The sequence below is a fragment of the Companilactobacillus sp. HBUAS59699 genome, from assembly GCF_036913575.1.
Classification (GTDB): Bacteria; Bacillota; Bacilli; order Lactobacillales; family Lactobacillaceae; genus Companilactobacillus.
Genome location: NZ_JAYKTV010000003.1, coordinates 44,986 through 62,184 on the forward strand (window position 1 = coordinate 44,986; position 17,199 = coordinate 62,184).

The window sequence follows — 17,199 nt, forward strand, 5'->3', positions numbered from 1 at the left end:
TTTACAAACTTGATGGAGTTCTAACTACTGGTTTTTGTTAAGCATTAAATAAGATTTTCTTATTAAAATACTTATAAAAAATATTTAAGTTGGATTTTGTATTTCATTTGAATAATATTTAGGTTGTGGGGGGATTCCGCTTCTGGTCAGCAGTAATTCCATCAGATGCGGGACCGATTTGAGCCACAAAGCGGTCTCAAATCTCGCTTGACTGCTTTGCAAAAACCGCAAATCAGTCAAGACGTCCGTGCTGTAAATGCGGAAAACCACCGCATTAACACCACTGTCGCTACTGATTCCATTACTGCTGATCAGAAGCTAAATTGGTCGATTACTAAAAAATAATAGCACGTAACGATTATTTGGATTTAAATCTATCCAATAGACGTTACGTGCTATTTTTCTTATTTAAAATTAGATAATAGGATTGTTACTTAGTAATAGAGGGCATTCTAGTACTATCACAAATCTAACTGAGGATGGGCAACAATGGAATCTGCCGTAAAAGTGTACTTAACGATTTATCGCTTAGTACACTGGACGACTTTGAAGACTACAGGCTTCAAAGCGAGGATGAAAACGAAGTTTGAAACCGGTCCACGGCAGATGGAATTGTTGCCCATCCTCAGCGGCATAGAATCAGTCCAATTCGTTAAAGATAACTGTAAAGACACTACCCTGAGGTTCATTGTCGTTGACCTCAATACGAGCATTGTTCAAAACAACTAATTTAGAAACAATTGCCAAGCCGAGGCCACTACCTTTAACCTCATTCGAATGCGATTCTTCCACACGATAAAAACGCTGGAAAATTTTGGCTTTCTTGTCATTAGGAATTCCAATACCCAAATCAGCGACACTTAATTCAATGCCATTTTCAGTTTTATGAACACCTAAGGTTATCGGAGTATCCTTGGGTGAATACTTGCTGGCATTATCCAGCAGAGCAAGAGTCATCTGGTGAATCATATCCTCGTTACCATTGATCTTTAAGTCCGGCTCTATTTCGGTATTTACTTTTTGTGGGATCGTATCTTGATAATGAGCTTGTAATTGTTGTATTAAATTGGATAGATTCAATTCGGTTAAGTTGACTTCAGCCTTGTCAGCACGGGATAAGTGCAACAGATTCTCAATTAAATTTTGCATTCGCAGTGACTCTTCATCAATGAAATCAAGTGATTCAGGGATCACTTCGGGATGCTTATCGCCACGACGTTTGATCAAACTGATATTGCCTCGAATAGCAGCGATCGGTGTCCTTAATTCGTGCGAGGAATCAGAGACAAATTGTTTTTCACGTGCTAATCGGTCATTTTGAACTTTCAACAGCTCGTTGAATGAGTTACCTAATTCGTTTATTTCGACGGGACTATCCGGTACATTCAAAGTTGGTTGTTTGATATCCAAATCTTTAGTGGTTTTTTTAGTTTCCCCAACTAATTCAAGCGTTGGAGCGCTTAATCTTTGGGCAAGTCGACGGGACCACCAGGTACCGAATCCTAAGGTCACGAACATGATGAAGACAATGATTATCAATAGCAACAAGAGGCTTCTTAATAAGTTATTTAAGCTGACCCACAATTGATAAGTGGTGGAATTATTCTTCTGTGTGTAGTAGAGGAACAATCCGTATTGAGGAATATAGACGATATTCTTTGAGAAGAATACGTGATATTGACGTTGTGAAAGGAACTTCTTAGAAGATGGAGAAGTCATTATTATCCGCTCTCGTTTTAAAGATGCGGCGGTCAGTGATTTGTCTTTAGTTTTGACTCTGATAAAAGAATTTTGTTTAGTATGACGTTCATTCTCGTTGTTCCATTCGATGAAGCTAGGAATGCTTTCGATATTTGAACGATTGAGACTGATCATTAATCCTTGAGCATCTCGAGAGGTCATGGCTGATTGCTGAATCCCCACGAAGAGTAGGATCAGGAGACTGATAGAGAGAGTAATAATAACTACCAAGCGGTTGATTCCTTGATTGATGAGTTTTTCATAACTGAGTGTTTTTTTAGTGTTCATCGGCGGTATCCTCAATTGAATAGCCAACTCCACGAATAGTTTGGATCAGTGGTTGATTATTTTTACCATCGATTTTGTTCCTCAAGTAACCCACGTAGACGTCGACGACGTTTTGTTGACCGAGAAAATCCTCGCCCCAAACGTTATCAAGTAATTCATCACGGGTGAAGACTTGTCCGATGTGTTGAAGGAAGAATAGCAACAGATCGTATTCACGTCTAGTCAATTGAATGTTTTCGTTATTTCGAACAACTTGATGTGATTTGGTATTCAAAGTTAGATCTGCTAATTGATAAGTTTGATCAGGTTCGGTCATTTGTTCCATTCGTCTTTGGATAACACGGACACGTGCTAATAATTCTTCGATTTCGAAAGGCTTAGTGATGTAGTCGTCAGCACCGTTATCCAACCCGGCAACTTTGTCACCAACGTAATCGCGAGCAGTCATAATGATGACCGGCACTTGATCGTGTTTGCGAATACGACGCAGGACTTCCATGCCATCGAGTTTTGGTAACATCCAGTCTAGTAAGATAAGTAATAATTCATTTTGGTTTGCTTCGTATTTGTCCATCGCATCCAATCCGTCATTAGCGACAACAACATTGAAGTCCTCAAATTGTAGTTCTTTAGTTAAATAACTGGAAAGACTGAGTTCATCTTCCACTATTAAAATGGTATTTTTCATTTGGACCTCCTAAAAGGTAATTGTTGTATTTATTATAATAGATAATTTTGGGATTGAAATACCAATTCAAAAGCAAAAAAATAAAGATTCCTCATTAATCGAGGAATCTTTATTTTTTAATGCCTAATTTAACCTGACACTCAGGACATAAACCATAAACTTCCATGTGATTACCAGAAATCATGTAGCCAGAAATATCAGCGGTCTTTTCTTCTAATGTTTTTTCATCTTCACTAAATCCAGGATAAGTAACATCTACGATCTTACCACAATTGGTACATATTGCATGATAGTGCGGAATTCCAAAATAATCGTAGTGGGTACTGCCATCACCATTTTGCAATTCAACGACCAAACGATGTTCAACAAAGGTGTTCAATGTGTTGTAGATGGTGGAAGAACCCATATTTGGAAGTTCTTTGCTTAAACCATCACGAATCGTTTCAACTGTAGGGTGGTTATGATGACTAGCCAGGTATGCCAAGATAATGTGACGTTGGGGAGTGACGCGTAGTTTATGATCTTTCAAAACTTTGAGTGTGTCCTCCATGACAGTACTATTAGCCATAAGCAATCTTCCTTTCTGTGATAGATTCCTATGTTGGAATCATTACAAGGTAATTATAAACCTGTTGTTATAAAAATATCAATTATTTTCCACTTGGATACATTGTATAGATGTGAGCTTTGAGTTTACTTTTCAGAAAAAAAGGTTTATTATGTACTCGTTAGTAAATGAGAATCATTCCAAACTAGAAATGATTACAACTTAACGTAATCAGAATAAGGGGCGAGAAGAATGCAAAAAGCACAAAAAGTGAAGAAGAACAAGAGTCTGGCCGAGAAGATCAATGTTATGCGTGCCAGTGTAATGGGTGCTAATGACGGAATTCTTTCCGTTGCCGGAATCGTTATTGGTGTTGCTGGTGCTAAGAGTAATAGTTATGCGATTTTCTTAGCTGGTATTGCTGGTATGCTTGCAGGTACTATCTCTATGGCGATGGGTGAATGGGTATCAGTAAGTACGCAGCGTGACAGTGAACGCAGTGCTATTGAGAAGGAATCAGCAATTTTAGATGGACACTATGATCAAGAATTTGATTTTATCAAGAATAAGTATCAGTCAACAGGTATCTCGGAGAATCTGGCATCAAAGGCGACTAAAGAAATGATGAGTGATGATCCACTGGACGTCGCGGTTCGTGAGCGTTATGGATTCAATCCCAAGGAACATACGAGTGCGATCGCTGCTGCTATGGCATCGATGATCTCATTTCCAACGGGTTCAATCTTACCATTAGTATCAATTACTCTTTTCCCACAGAATATTAGAATTATTGCAACAGTCATTGCTGTGGTGATTGCCTTAAGTATTACTGGTTACACAGCTGCTGCTTTAGGAAATGCTAACAGGGCTAAGGCAGTATTTAGAAATGTTATCTCAGGAATTTTAACAATGATCGTGACCTACTTTATAGGTTCACTATTCGCACATTAAGGATGTGACAAATTTGATGAAAGCTATTAATGTTCCAAAACCAAAAAAGCAAAAGAGAACGATGGCAGAGCGTTCTAATACTCTTCGTGCCGGTGTTCTAGGTTCCAATGATGGGATCCTAACAGTTGTTGGTGTTTTATTCTCAGTTGCCGTTGCAACGACCAACCACTTTACGATTTTTATTGCAGGTTTGTCAGATCTTCTAGCATGTGCTTTTTCAATGGCTTCTGGCGAATATGCTTCAGTTAGCTCCCAAAAGGATACCGAAAAAGCAGCTATTGAAAAAGAACGTGAATTGATCAAGACGAATTATCAAGATGAAGTTCAAGCAGTTGCTAATTTCTATGTTGAACGTGGTGTCACAGCAGAGACTGCCACAGAGATCGCCGAAGAATTAATGAAAAAAGACGCTTTGGGTACTGTCGTTAAAGTTAAGTATGATCTAGATTTAGGTCATTATATGAATCCTTGGGATGCAGCTTTTTCTTCATTAGTTGCTGCGTCTTCAGGTGGTATCTTCCCATTGGTCGCTATGACTTTTCTACCCGTATCATGGCAGTGGCCAGGAACAATTCTAGCAGTTACCTTATCAGTTGCTCTAACTGGTTTCTTGAGTGCCAAGTTAGGTGACGGATTGGTTAAGACGGCTATTATTAGAAACGTTATTGTTGGTATTATAACTATGATTATTCACTATTCAGTTGGTTTAATGTTGTAGAATTCTAATAAAAATAGACTTAGCATTTACTCAGTAGATGCTAGGTCTATTTTGCTTTATACGGAAATTAACCGTGTTTTGTTATGCTCTCATTTTTTGTTGTCATCGTGTGATAGACTGAAATAAGACTGATTAGAAATGGTAAGTAAAAATGAATAAAGAAAAAATAAAACGTTTTGAAAATAGTGCAGATTTTTTCAGCTGTCCTATTTGTAAAGAAAAGCTCTCAATGCAAGGGACCAGTTTGGTTTGTACCAACAATCATAACTTCGATATTTCCAAGTACGGATATGTTAACTTCCTATTAAATATGAAGCAGCAAAAAAATTATGACAAAGAAAATTTTGAAAATCGAGGCTTGATCCTCAAAGATGGTTTGTATGATCATATTTTGAATAAGTTGATCGAGATCATTAAGAATTTGCCAGTGGATAATATTTTGGATGTCGGCTGCGGTGAAGGCTATTATTCCCGTGAGATTCACAAGGTCCTTCAAAAACAATTGCTCGCCTTTGATATTTCGAAAGATTCCATTCAACAGGCAGCACGTCACGACTTAGATAATGCCGTGAAATGGTTTGTAGGTGATCTGGCTCAATTACCGATCCAAGATAATAGTATGGATTGTATTCTGGACATTTTTTCACCAGCTAATTACAGTGAATTTCATCGAATACTGACGAAGAATGGTTATTTGATCAAAGTAATTCCTGGTGAAAATCATGTGATCGAATTGCGACAAAAAGCCAGTCAATTTTTGCGTAGTGACAGCTATTCCAATAAAAAAGTAAAAGATTATTTTGAAGAACACTTTGAAACTGTGGATGAAATTGCTGTAACGAAGACGTATCCGGTATCCGCAGATGTTCGTAATGCCTTTATTCAAATGACGCCGCTATTGTTCAACGTTGATACTGAACGGATCGATTGGAGCGATGTCGGCAATATTACTGTTGATTCCAGGATTTTAATCGGTAAGTCGTAACAACATTGTATGTTATGATCAATTGGGTTCATAATAGTTAATGTTGTTAGTGAGGGATTAGGGATGAAAAATAAAAAACGAGGACTCTTCTTTGTCATTACTGGAGGCATATTGTGGGGATCCTCAGGAACTAGTGCGGAATATTTATTCTCAGGATTACATGTTTCGCCGAATTGGCTCGTTGGAATCAGACTGTTCAGTGCTGGATTATTATTGTTGATTTGGTATGGAATGACGGCTGGCAAGTCGGTATTTGATATTTGGAAGAAAAAAACTTCGTGGATTATGTTGATATTGTTCGCATTCTTAGGAGTACTGCCATCACAATGGACGTACTTCTTAGCTATCAACTATGGTAATGCACCGACAGCAACTGTCCTGCAGTTCTTAGGGCCACTATTCATTATTGTTTATTTAACGGTCGCAAATCGAGAGTTACCACGAAGAACAGATGTTATATCAGTAATCTTAGCATTGATAGGGACCTTTCTATTAGTAACTAACGGTAATTTGAATGGCTTGGTACTATCACCGTTAGCACTATTTTGGGGAGTAATGTCAGGAGTAGCCTCAGCGACTTACACATTGTTACCACGAGGATTGTTAACTAAGTATGATGCACGGTCAGTTGTTGGTTGGGCGATGCTGATCAGTAGTTTTTCCTTTGTCGGTGAAGTAACTACGAAACCATTACCGAAGTTGAATTTGATGGGAATCTTATGTATTCTCTTTATAATTATTTTTGGTACAATGTTCGCCTACTTATTCTACTTGAGTAGTTTGCGTGATCTGTCGCCAAGTACGACTAGTATGTTGAGTTCGTTTGAACCGTTGACAGCTACGGTATTGTCGGTAACTCTGCTGAGCACGCCAATTACTTTGGTACAACTTATTGGTGGGGTTTTGATTTTATCGACTACTTTCTTGCAGGCTTTGCCTACTAAGACAATGGAACATTCAGAGGCTTCCGAGGAGGCTGAGTTGGAAGATGATTCAGGGGTTTCCGCTTCCGGACACAAGGATTGAGTTCGCTATGGGACCGGCTCAAGTCTTCGTCTTGACCCTCAATTTTGAACTTCACACAAATCGTGAATTTCAGAATGTGTCCAGCTCTGTAAGAACGAGTAAAGCACTCGTTCAACAGAACTTTCATTGCGGAACTCGATCCTTGTGACCTCCAGCTCATTTTAATTGAGATAGTATTTTGATTTAGTTCTGATTAGAGGCTTTTTTCTCTAGTTGGAACTTTTTTTGTACCTGGATATATGGTTCACCTTTTCAAGGAATCAAAAAAAGGCAACCAGTCCTGAAAGGACAAAGTTGCCATAACTATTGATATAACTTTTGTGTGTGGTTTAAATTACCACGCCAAACAGTCGGAGGGAACAAATGATGAAACCAGCAGTGCTGGTGGTGTTAGAACGAGGGAACTTCTCGTTCTTACAGCACGGACATATTTTGAAATTCACGGTCTTGGTGAAGTTCAAAATTGAAGTTCCAGACCTTGGCTGGCACTGTTCCGCACAGCGATTTCATCATTTGAGCCCGGAGGCGACAATAGAACAACCAACTACTTAGTTTTTAACATCAAATCCAAAGAGTCTTGTAAATCCTTCAATTGTTGTTCATTAACACAATTAGCACTCTTGCGAATATTTTGGGCGATAACTAACTTCATAGCCTTGTCCACACCAGACTTAACGGCGGATAACTGCACTAGAACATCATCACAAGGACGTCCTTCTTCCATCATATTTAAAATACCATCGAGCTGCCCACGAGATCTTTTTATTTGGCTAGTGATTTTTTTACTAGCAAGTAATTCTTCGTCAGTTTGAGACATATAGAGCCTCCTAATTAATTAATATCAAAGATATTATACCCAGTCGGGTAGCGTACTTCAAATGATATGCTGAATAATATTGAAGATAGTAGAATCAAATTGGTTGATATATTTTACCCCAGGGGGTATATTGATTATTGAAATTAAAAAGTAAATCGTAAGGGGTAGTTAATATGAGCAATATCACAGAGATTTCTGATAAGACTTATAATGATGAAACAAATACAGGATTAGTAATTACTGATTTCAATGCGGACTGGTGTCCTCCATGTAAGATGATGAATCCGATTCTTGAGAAGTTATCATCTAAAGATGAATTAGGTGACAAGATCAAGTTCACATCGATGAATGTTGACCACAATCCTGAGACTCCAAATAACTTTGGTATTCAAGGAATTCCAACTTTTATCATCAAGAAGGACGGTAATGTTGTTGGTCGTATGGTTGGTTACCAACCAGAAGCTAAGTTCCGTGCTGCACTAGAACAATATATGTAACCAAAATACGCCACTCGCTTTTGCGAATGGCGTATTTTTTTAATAGGTATTATCGGTATAGTAAGTTGTATCTAATCCGTGGGTATCGTAATCGGTATTGTCAGGATCATTGAAGTAACTACTATTTAACTTATTTAATTTAGTTTCAGTATTGCTTAGTGTTTGTTTACTTTGTTCTAAGTTAGTTCTTAATTTGTCTGAAGCATTTTGTAAAGTATCAGTTGATAGGATTTGATATGAACTACCGTTGATCCAAGCGTTTTGTCCTTGTAATTGTAAGGAAGTCATGTGTTTGCCAGCACCATGATATTTGACTGGGAAAGCTTCCATTTGCTGATCAGTTAAGTCAGTATTCACGTCTGGTCCTAACTTGGTAATGAGACTAGGTAGTTGAACTAAATATTTTGGCTGTTGTAACTTTTTGACAACAGCTTTTAAGACTTGTTGCTGTCTGAGTTGGCGACCGTAATCACCACGGGGATCTTCATAACGCATCCGGACGTAAGTTAGAGCTTGCTTACCGTTTAGATGATGCGTCCCTTTGGGAATAGTTATCCCATCGAAGCTCACTTTGATAGGGGTGGTAATAGTAACTCCGTCAACAAAATTTACAGTTTTTTCCAAGGCAGCCATGTTGATAGCTACACTGTAATCAACGTTGATCCCAAGTAATGCACCCACGGTATTCTTAGCCATTTTGGCTTTGCCAATGTTGTAGGCAGCGTTGATCTTTTGAACGTTTTTCTTAGTTTTACCGGCACCGACAATTTCAGCCATGGTGTCACGCGGAATTGAGTACATGACGGAAGAATTGGTTTTGGGATTGAGAGTGATGATCATCATTGTGTCAGAATTACCGCGATCGACTCTGCCGTCAGCTCCCGTATCAGCTCCCAGTAACAGAACCGAAATCGGCTTGCCGTTTTGGATTTTATTTGAAACGCTGTTTTGGTTGTTATCGATTGAATCGAGTGCTTTTTTACTCTGATAGACATAGATTCCTAAAGCGACACCAATTATAACTAATATGGAAATTAATCCAATAATGATACGTTTAAAGATTTTCATTTTTTTCTCCCAAAGATGCAATTACGATGTATCTATTTTAATCATAATTACTTAATAATGTAAAGTAATTATCGTGAAGAAAATTATCATCGACTGGATTATTTCATTTTTTTTTAACAAATACAAATATAATGACTAATGAGTAATAACCACTGGTAATACTGAATCGACTCAATAAAATACTATTCACTAAATTCGATATGTGTTAGATTTAAGCTTTACAAGGGAGAGTAACTATGAAGAAGATTTATTTTATTTGTACAGGTAATTCATGCCGATCACAAATGGCGGAAGGACTTGCCAAAAAGTATTTACCGGATTGGGATGTTCGCAGTGCTGGAGTTGAAGTTCATGGCCTTAATCCAAGGGCTGTTCAAAGTATGCAGGAGATCAATATTGATATTTCGCAAAACACCTCGAATTTGATAGATACTGATTATTTTAACGATTGCGATTTTGTGGTTACTTTGTGTGGAGATGCAAGAGACAAATGTCCAATGGTTCCTAGAAATGTAATGCATCTTCATTGGGGCTTTCCCGATCCAGCACAAGCAACAGGAACTGATGAAGAGATCATGGATGCTTTTAGAGTAGTTCGCAATCAAATTGAACAAAAAATTATAAGCTTCAGTAAAAATCCTCATAATATAGTCAAATAATTCAAGAAATTTTGTCATTATTATCACAAATGGGGTTATTACTTTTTCATATCAGTGATATTATATAGGTGAGATGTGATAACGTTTGCAAAAATTATTTTATGGGGAGATGATCTTTTGACAAACAAAAACGTAATGAGAAGTATAAGGGACTACGTAGATGCGTTGGAGGTCAAGGTGATCTTTTCTGAACCGACTAATTTCAATCCAATTGACTATCCACAATTGGAACAAATGGGTAAATGGACTCACGATAAGATCAAAAATACTTTGACATTAAATGCCAAACATCTCAACGATTATAAAGAGGGAGACTTGGTTAGAGCCTTGTCAGATTCACGTGTTGATCCTAACAAGTACATTATCAAGTTTTTGCCTCTGAAAATGAGCGTTTAGTTCCTAAAAGAATCTCGTATTTACATAGTAAATGCGAGATTTTTTGTTATGATAGAGATAAATAAGGGGATGAGATTATGCCAAAACTAGCACAAGTTTTAGTTGTTATCGATATGCAAAATGCTCTGAAATATAGTTATAATTATGCGGGACTTTTAAAGGCTGTTAACAAACGAATCGATACTTATCGTTTTGCCAATTTGCCAATTATATTTGTTCAACATAATGACCAAGATGTCGTTAGAGGCAGTGATTTATGGCAATTTTCTAAAGGATTGGATATCAGAGATGATGATATGGTAGTAGAAAAGACTCATGCCAATGCCTTCTATAGAACCAATTTGAATAATTTGTTACAAGAGAATAATTTGAGTACGATTGAATTCTGTGGTGTTCAGACAGAGATCTGTTGTGATGCGACGATCAAAATGGCACATGGATTAGGTTATAAGGTCATCATGAAACACGACATGACATCTACTTATGACAATAATTACATGACTGCTGAGAACACGATTGAGTTTTATGAAAATATTTGGGACAAGAGATTTTTGACTTTTGTCTAATTAACTAGAAACCTTGCATTTGTGGGGTTTCTTTTTGTTTACGATTCATCTATATTGAGGATAGTAAGAGATTGATATGGAGGGATTGAATTATGCAAAAACATTCAGCTTGTTCATCAATTATGGTCGGTAAAAAGGCCGCCATGGACGGCAGTACTTATATCGCTAGAAATGAGGATAACTATGTAGCTATTTATCCTAAGAAATTCTACGTTGAACCAGCAGTTTCCAATCAAGATAAGACGTACAAGTCTTTTTATAATGATTTAACTGAAAAGTTACCAGCTAATGGTTATCGGTATACGACTTCTCCTGATGCTAATACGACCGAAGGATTGTATGAAGAAGACGGTATTAACGAAAAAGATGTTGCGATGAGTGCGACTGAAAGTGTTTATGGCAATGAAAGAGTCCTCGGCTATGATCCATTGATTCCAGAAGGAGTGGCAGAAGATTCCATTACTACTTTGGTTTTGCCATATATCGATTCAGCCCGTGACGGTGTTAGACGCTTGGGCGATTTAATCGCTAAGTACGGATCAGCTGAAAGTAACGGGGTACAATTCAGTGATCACGATGAGATTTGGTACATGGAGATCGCTACCGGACATCAATGGGTAGCTATTAGAATTCCTGATGACTGTTACGCTTTTGCGGCCAATCAAATCGGCATTGAAGAGATCGACTTCGATGATCCAGACAACTACATGTGGTCGGCGGATATTCAAAAGTTTGTTGCTGAACATAATTTGAATCCAGATGAAGGCAAGTTTAACTTCAGACATATCTTTGGAACGGACACTAAGACGGATCATCATTACAACACACCACGTGTTTGGTTTGCCCAGAAGTATTTGAACCCAAGTACTGAACAAGATCCTGAATCACCAGAACTGCCATTCTTGTGTAAGCCAGAGAAGAAAATCTCGGTTGAGGATATTCAATATGTTTTGAAGTCACACTATAACGAAACACAATTCGATCCGTTAGGTAGCGGCAGTGAGGATGATAAGAAACGTTATCGTTCGATTTCATTGTCGAGAACAGCTAACTCACATATTTTGCAATTGAAGAAAGACAAGTTGAGTGTGGAATGGAAGTGCTTCGGTATCCCAAGCTTCACACCGTTCGTACCATTCTTTACTAATGCTAATGATACCGATGAAACTTATCGTGAAGTTTCAGATTCGATGAATCTCAAAGATGCTTATTGGATCTACGAAGCTTTGTCGATGGTCGTAGAGACACACTACGCTGAATTCATCGAAGAAGATTTGGATTATCAAAAAGAACTATCACAGTGGGCACGTGAAAAGATTGCAACGGTCGAGCAAGAGTCAGAATCATTGTCCGGTGCGGAACTGATAAGTTATTTAACTGATCAAAATCATAAAATTGCTACCTATTATAATGACAAAGCAAAAGAAATGCTGGCTAAATTAGTAACTGAAGGTGCTGAATTATCGAAGCTGACCTTCAAAATGGATCCTAATTTATAGGTATTGAAAGAGTATAATTATATTAATAATAATTTAGGGGGATAAAGATGACAGATCGTATCGAACTATCAGCATGTACTTCAATTCTAGTTGGTAAAAAAGCATCGATGGATGGAGCAACGTATATTTCTAGAAATGAAGACCGGATGATTGCTATTCATCCCAAGCGTTTCTTCGTACAACCAGCTGTTTCTGGACGTAAGGAAACCTACGTATCAGCATATAATAAGTTGACCGTTCCACTTCCTGAAAGTGGCTATCGCTATACTTCAACACCAAATGGTGATCAAAGTGAAGGACCTAATGAGGAAGATGGCTTTAATGAATTGAATGTCGGTGAAAGTGCCACTGAGAGTGTTTACGCTAATGAACGTGTACTAGCATTTGATCCTTACATCAAGGACGGTTTGGCAGAAGATTCTTTGACAACTTTGGTTTTGCCATTCATCAAGTCAGCTCGTGACGGGGTTCGTTATTTGGGTGAATTGGTCAAAAAATACGGTTCAGCCGAAGGTAACGGAATCCAATTCAACGATCATAATGAAGTCTGGTATATGGAAATCGTTACGGGACATCAATGGGTCGCCGTTAGAATTCCAGACGATTGCTATGCCGTTGCTGCCAATCAAATTGCCATTGAAGATATAGATTTCAATGATCCTGATAACTACATGTGGGCCGATGGTATTCAAGAATTCGTTACAAGCCACGGTTTGAATCCTGATGAAGATCGTTGGGATTTCAGACATATCTTTGGTACAGATACTGAAAAAGATCACCATTACAACACACCACGTGTTTGGTTCGCTCAAAAGTACTTGAATCCAAGTACCGAACAAGACCCTGAGTCTCCAGAATTACCATTTATTCGTAAACCAGAGCGTAAGATTGCTATTGAGGATATTCAATATATTTTGAAGTCTCATTACAATGAGACTAAATATGATCCACTAGGCAGCGGCAGTGAACATGATAAGAAGACTTACCGTGCTATTTCTTTGTCACGTACTGCTAATTCGCATATTTTACAAATGCGTGATTCGGATAAGAATGGAGCTGCAGGTGTTCAATGGATCGGCTTTGGTATTCCAACATTTTGTCCACACGTTCCATTCTTTACTAACGCTAACGATACTGATGAATCGTACCGTGAGTTACCAGATAAGATGGATCTAAAGAGTGCTTACTGGATGTATGAAGCACTGGCAATGATCGTAGAGTCACATTACGCTGACTTCATCCAAGCTGATATTGACTATCAAAAGGATTTGTCAGAGTGGGCTAGAAGAAAGGTCGAAGCAGTTGATAAGAAGGCTGTGACAATGTCTGGAGCTGAACTAACAGATTACTTAACAACTCAAAATCACGAGATTGCCACACATTACAATGATGCTACTAAGAAACTATTAGCTGAATTAGTCACTCAAGGTGCCGAATTATCGAAGCTGACTTTTAAGATGGATCCTAATTTGTAGGTTTGGGATTCTGTGCCGCTTCCGGTCAGCAGTAATTCCATCTGTAGCAGGACCGGCCTGAGCCGAAAAGCGGTCTCATACCTTGCTTTCTTGCTTTGCATAAACCGCAAATCAAGAAAGACATCCAGTGGTGTAAATGCGAGAAGAACACCCGTATTTACACCACTTTTACTACTGATTCCATTACTGCTGGCCTCCAGCTAAATATATTAATTATTAAAGAAACCGTATATCGCGGCAATTTGGATATAATGTTTATCCATTTGTTGTGACATACGGTTTTTATTTTTTAAATATAAAATTCAGTTACTTTGTTGCAGTTAAATAGAAACAAATATAGAAATAGTATTAATTTAGCTGAGGGTGGACAACAATGGAATCCGCCGTAAAAGTGTTCTTAGCGATTTATCGCTTAGAACACTGGACGACTTTGAAGACTACAGGCTTCAAAGCGAGGTTGAAAACGAAGTTTGAAACCGGTCCACGGCAGATGGAATTGTTGCCCACCCTCAGCGGCATCTATCATCTATCACACATCCACCCATCAAAAAAACACCTGATCAATTATGATCAAGCGTTCTTTAGTGCATTGAAGACAACTTTTAGATTGTCGTAAGTGTATGTGTCACCCTCAATAGTGACACGATTGCGTCCATTATTCTTTGATTGATAAAGGTAACTGTCGACCCGTTCAAGAATCTCTTTGGTTGATTTATCAGTTTTTTGAGCAGCTGTTATACCAAAACAGAGTGTTACGTTGAGTTTTGAACCATTGATGAACAAGGGAATGTCTTTTAAAGTCTTCCGAATGTCGTAAACAACCTTAGCGGCTTCATCAGCATTTTTACCCTTAAAAATTATAATAAACTCTTCACCGCCGTAACGGAACAACTGGCCAGTCTGACCATCGCTAGTATCAGTCATCAGTTCTCTTTCTGCCAAATGGGCAACGTGGCGAAGAACTTCATCGCCAATCTCGTGTCCATAAGTATCGTTGAACTTTTTGAAATGATCGATGTCAAACATTGCAATAGTAATGGTTTCGTCTTTTTCAGAATCACCTGAATATTTTTGGAAGAGTTCTTTGGCTGCGGTATTCAATGAAGAACGGTTTCTAACACCGGTCAGTGCATCATAGTTGGCCTTGATCTCCAAATCCTTGAAGTCGGCAAATGAAAGTCGTAATCGATTCTCAGTTATTCTGATAATCATCATGAATAGTTCGAAGAAGACCATTGAAATGATGATTTTGTAAGGATCAAAGTGATAATCGATCCACAAGATCGACCACCAGCATAAAGCAAAGACCGATTGGGCAATGGTGTATTTATAACTAGATATCAACATTTCGTCTTTGTGACTGTATGCGTAATCCACAGTTATCAACATGACAACGTAGACCGCAAAGAAAAGTATCATATGAGGTCCGCTGAAGCGTGTCGCGTTAAGAGCGGGATTATACAAAAATGGAAAGGCCAGTGTGAGTAATTCTACCAGTCGATTATTCAGGATCAGTATTCCAAAGAAGGCGACTGCAATTTGAGCATTGGCGTACAACCACGCATCGGTCATGAAATAACCATGATTAATTGTTGTAAAGACTTGTCGTAGTAGCAGGATACTAATAACCAATAAGCCACTCTCAATAATGTGCTCGCCTAATCTAATGAAGAAAGGCGAGGCCTTGCTGACCTTTTTCTCCAGTGTATATGCGACCAGAGTAATTACTGTTATTAGACCAACAGTAATCAGTATCACTACCAGGTCCGTTGTGGTCAAATAATTTTTGATAAAATTTGCCATACGTCTACTTACTTTCTAATTTATTAATATATTTATTTTAGCATTAATTGTCCATAATGCATGGGCTTAATACACATCACAGGGTATTTATTTTGGCAAAGACATATTGTCAAGTACTGTATATAAAAAATCTTATGATCCTTTATATATCAAGCTTTGTATCGTAAAAATATAGGGATTTCACTAGATTGTTGTGAAAAAATGAACTAAATATATTTTTTTAAAAACGTTTGTGGTAGCATAATTTTTGTAAGCGGTTCAATAAATAAGTGTAGGTGATGTTATGGAGGAAAAAACTAGTAGTTTTTCCGCAAAGGACTTTAAGGTAATAATTGCCCTAATGGCTGGTTATTCCATGGTTTACATGGACAAGAACATGGTATCCACGGCAATTATTCCCATTGCAAAGCAGTTTGATTTTTCGACCTCGCAAACTGGATTGATCATGAGTGCTTTTTTCTTGGCATACTCGTGTCTACAGATTCCTGGTGGTTGGTTGGCTGATAAGATCGGAGCCAAAAAGGTTCTATTGATTTCTTTAGCAATTATTTCATTTTTTTCGTATATGTTTGGTTTTGTCAGCAGTCTAATGTTGTTTGTAATGATCAGGTTCGGTGCAGGCTTGGGGCATGGTGGTTATCCTTCATCTTGCTCTAAGGCGGTTGCGGAGAACTTTGATAAGAAGAAGCGGGTTATGGTCCAGTCGGGTATTTTAACCACTTCAGGTATTGGTGGTATTTTGGCCTTTACTTTAGGTGCCAATGTTATTGCGATGAATTGGCGCTATGGATATTTTATGTTAGGAACGTTATTTTTAATAGCATTCTTTTGTATTTTGTTCTTGTTACCAAAGGATACTAAGGCAGTCAAACAAGATCCTAAGAAGATCTCGTTTATGGAAGTTGTTAAGAACGTCAATGTTCTCAAGCTGTTTGTGATCATGTTGTTATTAAACATCACCTATTATGGATCGATGTCTTGGTTACCCAGTTATTTGACAAGAACGTACTCATTATCTTTGGGAGCCGCTGGAGCTATTTTGGCGGTTAATTCAGTATCACAGGTTATCGGTAGTTTTTTGACGGGAGTTATTTTGTCGAAGTGGTTTGTCGGTAAACAAAAGGCCTTTATTATTATTTGTTCGATTGTTTCAGCTACTTCGATCTATACTCTAGTTCACATAAATAGTGTGGCAATCTCGTTAGTACTAGTTGCCTTGATCGGGATGTTCACCATCTCAGCCTTTACAGCAACTTTTACTTGGCCACAGTATATTTTCCCCAAGGAGATCATCGGTTCATCAGTCGGTATCATCAACACCGGTGGTACTTTGGGAGGATTTCTAGCACCAATGATTATTGGTGCCTTGGTTGAAGCCGCCAGTGGCAGTTTTTCTATCGGATTTATTTTTCTAGCAGTATCTATTTTGATTGGTGGATTTGGAACCTTATTAGTTAAAGATTAAAAGGAGCGATA

Annotated in this window: 19 protein-coding genes; 13 read left to right on the top strand and 6 right to left on the bottom strand. The window is 38.1% G+C overall.

Annotated elements, in window-relative coordinates; genetic code table 11:
- Positions 1-639: 639 nt before the first annotated feature.
- The 3 genes from U8519_RS06780 to U8519_RS06790 all read right to left on the bottom strand — a co-directional run bounded on the left by U8519_RS06780 (position 640) and on the right by U8519_RS06790 (position 3,284).
- Positions 640-2,028, bottom strand: a complete 1,389-nt coding sequence (locus U8519_RS06780; RefSeq protein ID WP_334329564.1) for a sensor histidine kinase — start codon at positions 2,026-2,028, stop codon at positions 640-642.
- A complete protein-coding gene (locus tag U8519_RS06785; RefSeq protein ID WP_334329565.1) occupies positions 2,018-2,716 on the bottom strand; it encodes a response regulator transcription factor in 699 nt (232 codons plus the stop codon). The genes U8519_RS06780 and U8519_RS06785 overlap by 11 nt, the downstream gene beginning before the upstream one ends.
- Before the next feature lie 109 nt (positions 2,717-2,825).
- Positions 2,826-3,284 carry a Fur family transcriptional regulator gene (locus U8519_RS06790; RefSeq protein WP_334329566.1) on the bottom strand — a complete coding sequence of 153 codons (459 nt, stop codon included), beginning with the start codon at positions 3,282-3,284 and terminating at the stop codon, positions 2,826-2,828.
- Positions 3,285-3,515: 231 nt separating this feature from the next.
- Here U8519_RS06790 and U8519_RS06795 point away from each other — a divergent pair, with 231 nt between their 5' ends.
- The 5 genes from U8519_RS06795 to U8519_RS06815 all read left to right on the top strand — a co-directional run bounded on the left by U8519_RS06795 (position 3,516) and on the right by U8519_RS06815 (position 7,495).
- Positions 3,516-4,214, top strand: a complete 699-nt coding sequence (locus U8519_RS06795) for a VIT1/CCC1 transporter family protein (protein ID WP_334329567.1) — start codon at positions 3,516-3,518, stop codon at positions 4,212-4,214.
- A gap of 16 nt (positions 4,215-4,230) precedes the next feature.
- The gene (locus tag U8519_RS06800) at positions 4,231-4,932 is read left to right on the top strand and encodes a VIT1/CCC1 transporter family protein (RefSeq protein WP_334329884.1); all 702 of its coding nucleotides are present in this window, start codon (positions 4,231-4,233) and stop codon (positions 4,930-4,932) included.
- Between the two features lie 151 nt (positions 4,933-5,083).
- Positions 5,084-5,917 carry a methyltransferase domain-containing protein gene (locus tag U8519_RS06805; RefSeq protein WP_334329568.1) on the top strand — a complete coding sequence of 278 codons (834 nt, stop codon included), beginning with the start codon at positions 5,084-5,086 and terminating at the stop codon, positions 5,915-5,917.
- 63 nt (positions 5,918-5,980) lie between these two features.
- Entirely contained in the window at positions 5,981-6,943 is a 963-nt protein-coding gene (locus U8519_RS06810) for a DMT family transporter (protein WP_334329569.1), read from the top strand.
- Positions 6,944-7,306: 363 nt separating this feature from the next.
- Complete coding sequence (locus U8519_RS06815) at positions 7,307-7,495, top strand: hypothetical protein (RefSeq protein ID WP_334329570.1); 189 nt, start codon at positions 7,307-7,309, stop codon at positions 7,493-7,495.
- Here the strand turns inward: U8519_RS06815 and U8519_RS06820 are convergent.
- Positions 7,488-7,760 carry a metal-sensing transcriptional repressor gene (locus tag U8519_RS06820; RefSeq protein ID WP_334329571.1) on the bottom strand — a complete coding sequence of 91 codons (273 nt, stop codon included), beginning with the start codon at positions 7,758-7,760 and terminating at the stop codon, positions 7,488-7,490. The genes U8519_RS06815 and U8519_RS06820 overlap by 8 nt on opposite strands.
- Before the next feature lie 173 nt (positions 7,761-7,933).
- Here U8519_RS06820 and U8519_RS06825 point away from each other — a divergent pair, with 173 nt between their 5' ends.
- Complete coding sequence (locus tag U8519_RS06825) at positions 7,934-8,257, top strand: thioredoxin family protein (protein WP_125566461.1); 324 nt, start codon at positions 7,934-7,936, stop codon at positions 8,255-8,257.
- 39 nt (positions 8,258-8,296) lie between these two features.
- On the opposite strand, the gene U8519_RS06830 is transcribed toward U8519_RS06825, so the two are convergent.
- Complete coding sequence (locus U8519_RS06830) at positions 8,297-9,325, bottom strand: LCP family protein (protein WP_334329572.1); 1,029 nt, start codon at positions 9,323-9,325, stop codon at positions 8,297-8,299.
- Between the two features lie 236 nt (positions 9,326-9,561).
- On the opposite strand from U8519_RS06830, the gene arsC reads away from it, so the two are divergent.
- From arsC to U8519_RS06860, 6 genes are all read left to right on the top strand, one after another.
- Positions 9,562-9,984 carry an arsenate reductase (thioredoxin) gene (arsC, locus tag U8519_RS06835; protein WP_334329573.1) on the top strand — a complete coding sequence of 141 codons (423 nt, stop codon included), beginning with the start codon at positions 9,562-9,564 and terminating at the stop codon, positions 9,982-9,984.
- A gap of 117 nt (positions 9,985-10,101) precedes the next feature.
- Positions 10,102-10,380 (top strand): hypothetical protein, encoded by a 279-nt coding sequence (locus tag U8519_RS06840; protein ID WP_334329574.1) that lies wholly within the window; start codon positions 10,102-10,104, stop codon positions 10,378-10,380.
- Between the two features lie 77 nt (positions 10,381-10,457).
- Positions 10,458-10,946, top strand: a complete 489-nt coding sequence (locus U8519_RS06845) for an isochorismatase family protein (protein ID WP_334329575.1) — start codon at positions 10,458-10,460, stop codon at positions 10,944-10,946.
- A gap of 92 nt (positions 10,947-11,038) precedes the next feature.
- The gene (locus U8519_RS06850) at positions 11,039-12,445 is read left to right on the top strand and encodes a C69 family dipeptidase (RefSeq protein WP_334329576.1); all 1,407 of its coding nucleotides are present in this window, start codon (positions 11,039-11,041) and stop codon (positions 12,443-12,445) included.
- A gap of 47 nt (positions 12,446-12,492) precedes the next feature.
- The gene (locus U8519_RS06855) at positions 12,493-13,920 is read left to right on the top strand and encodes a C69 family dipeptidase (RefSeq protein WP_334329577.1); all 1,428 of its coding nucleotides are present in this window, start codon (positions 12,493-12,495) and stop codon (positions 13,918-13,920) included.
- 373 nt (positions 13,921-14,293) lie between these two features.
- Positions 14,294-14,536: a hypothetical protein gene (locus U8519_RS06860; RefSeq protein ID WP_334329578.1), complete on the top strand. Its 243-nt coding sequence runs from the start codon at positions 14,294-14,296 to the stop codon at positions 14,534-14,536.
- Here the strand turns inward: U8519_RS06860 and U8519_RS06865 are convergent.
- Complete coding sequence (locus tag U8519_RS06865) at positions 14,491-15,723, bottom strand: GGDEF domain-containing protein (RefSeq protein WP_334329579.1); 1,233 nt, start codon at positions 15,721-15,723, stop codon at positions 14,491-14,493. The genes U8519_RS06860 and U8519_RS06865 overlap by 46 nt on opposite strands.
- 283 nt (positions 15,724-16,006) lie before the next feature.
- Between U8519_RS06865 and U8519_RS06870 the strand changes: the two genes are divergently transcribed.
- Complete coding sequence (locus U8519_RS06870) at positions 16,007-17,188, top strand: MFS transporter (protein WP_334329580.1); 1,182 nt, start codon at positions 16,007-16,009, stop codon at positions 17,186-17,188.
- Positions 17,189-17,199 lie beyond the last annotated feature (11 nt).

Coding starts and splice junctions, on each gene's coding strand:
- U8519_RS06780 (WP_334329564.1), bottom strand. CDS start 2,028: ATGAACACTAAAAAAACACTCAGTTATGAAAAACTCATCAATCAAGGA.
- U8519_RS06785 (WP_334329565.1), bottom strand. CDS start 2,716: ATGAAAAATACCATTTTAATAGTGGAAGATGAACTCAGTCTTTCCAGT.
- U8519_RS06790 (WP_334329566.1), bottom strand. CDS start 3,284: ATGGCTAATAGTACTGTCATGGAGGACACACTCAAAGTTTTGAAAGAT.
- U8519_RS06795 (WP_334329567.1), top strand. CDS start 3,516: ATGCAAAAAGCACAAAAAGTGAAGAAGAACAAGAGTCTGGCCGAGAAG.
- U8519_RS06800 (WP_334329884.1), top strand. CDS start 4,231: ATGAAAGCTATTAATGTTCCAAAACCAAAAAAGCAAAAGAGAACGATG.
- U8519_RS06805 (WP_334329568.1), top strand. CDS start 5,084: ATGAATAAAGAAAAAATAAAACGTTTTGAAAATAGTGCAGATTTTTTC.
- U8519_RS06810 (WP_334329569.1), top strand. CDS start 5,981: ATGAAAAATAAAAAACGAGGACTCTTCTTTGTCATTACTGGAGGCATA.
- U8519_RS06815 (WP_334329570.1), top strand. CDS start 7,307: ATGATGAAACCAGCAGTGCTGGTGGTGTTAGAACGAGGGAACTTCTCG.
- U8519_RS06820 (WP_334329571.1), bottom strand. CDS start 7,760: ATGTCTCAAACTGACGAAGAATTACTTGCTAGTAAAAAAATCACTAGC.
- U8519_RS06825 (WP_125566461.1), top strand. CDS start 7,934: ATGAGCAATATCACAGAGATTTCTGATAAGACTTATAATGATGAAACA.
- U8519_RS06830 (WP_334329572.1), bottom strand. CDS start 9,325: ATGAAAATCTTTAAACGTATCATTATTGGATTAATTTCCATATTAGTT.
- arsC (WP_334329573.1), top strand. CDS start 9,562: ATGAAGAAGATTTATTTTATTTGTACAGGTAATTCATGCCGATCACAA.
- U8519_RS06845 (WP_334329575.1), top strand. CDS start 10,458: ATGCCAAAACTAGCACAAGTTTTAGTTGTTATCGATATGCAAAATGCT.
- U8519_RS06850 (WP_334329576.1), top strand. CDS start 11,039: ATGCAAAAACATTCAGCTTGTTCATCAATTATGGTCGGTAAAAAGGCC.
- U8519_RS06855 (WP_334329577.1), top strand. CDS start 12,493: ATGACAGATCGTATCGAACTATCAGCATGTACTTCAATTCTAGTTGGT.
- U8519_RS06860 (WP_334329578.1), top strand. CDS start 14,294: ATGGAATCCGCCGTAAAAGTGTTCTTAGCGATTTATCGCTTAGAACAC.
- U8519_RS06865 (WP_334329579.1), bottom strand. CDS start 15,723: ATGGCAAATTTTATCAAAAATTATTTGACCACAACGGACCTGGTAGTG.
- U8519_RS06870 (WP_334329580.1), top strand. CDS start 16,007: ATGGAGGAAAAAACTAGTAGTTTTTCCGCAAAGGACTTTAAGGTAATA.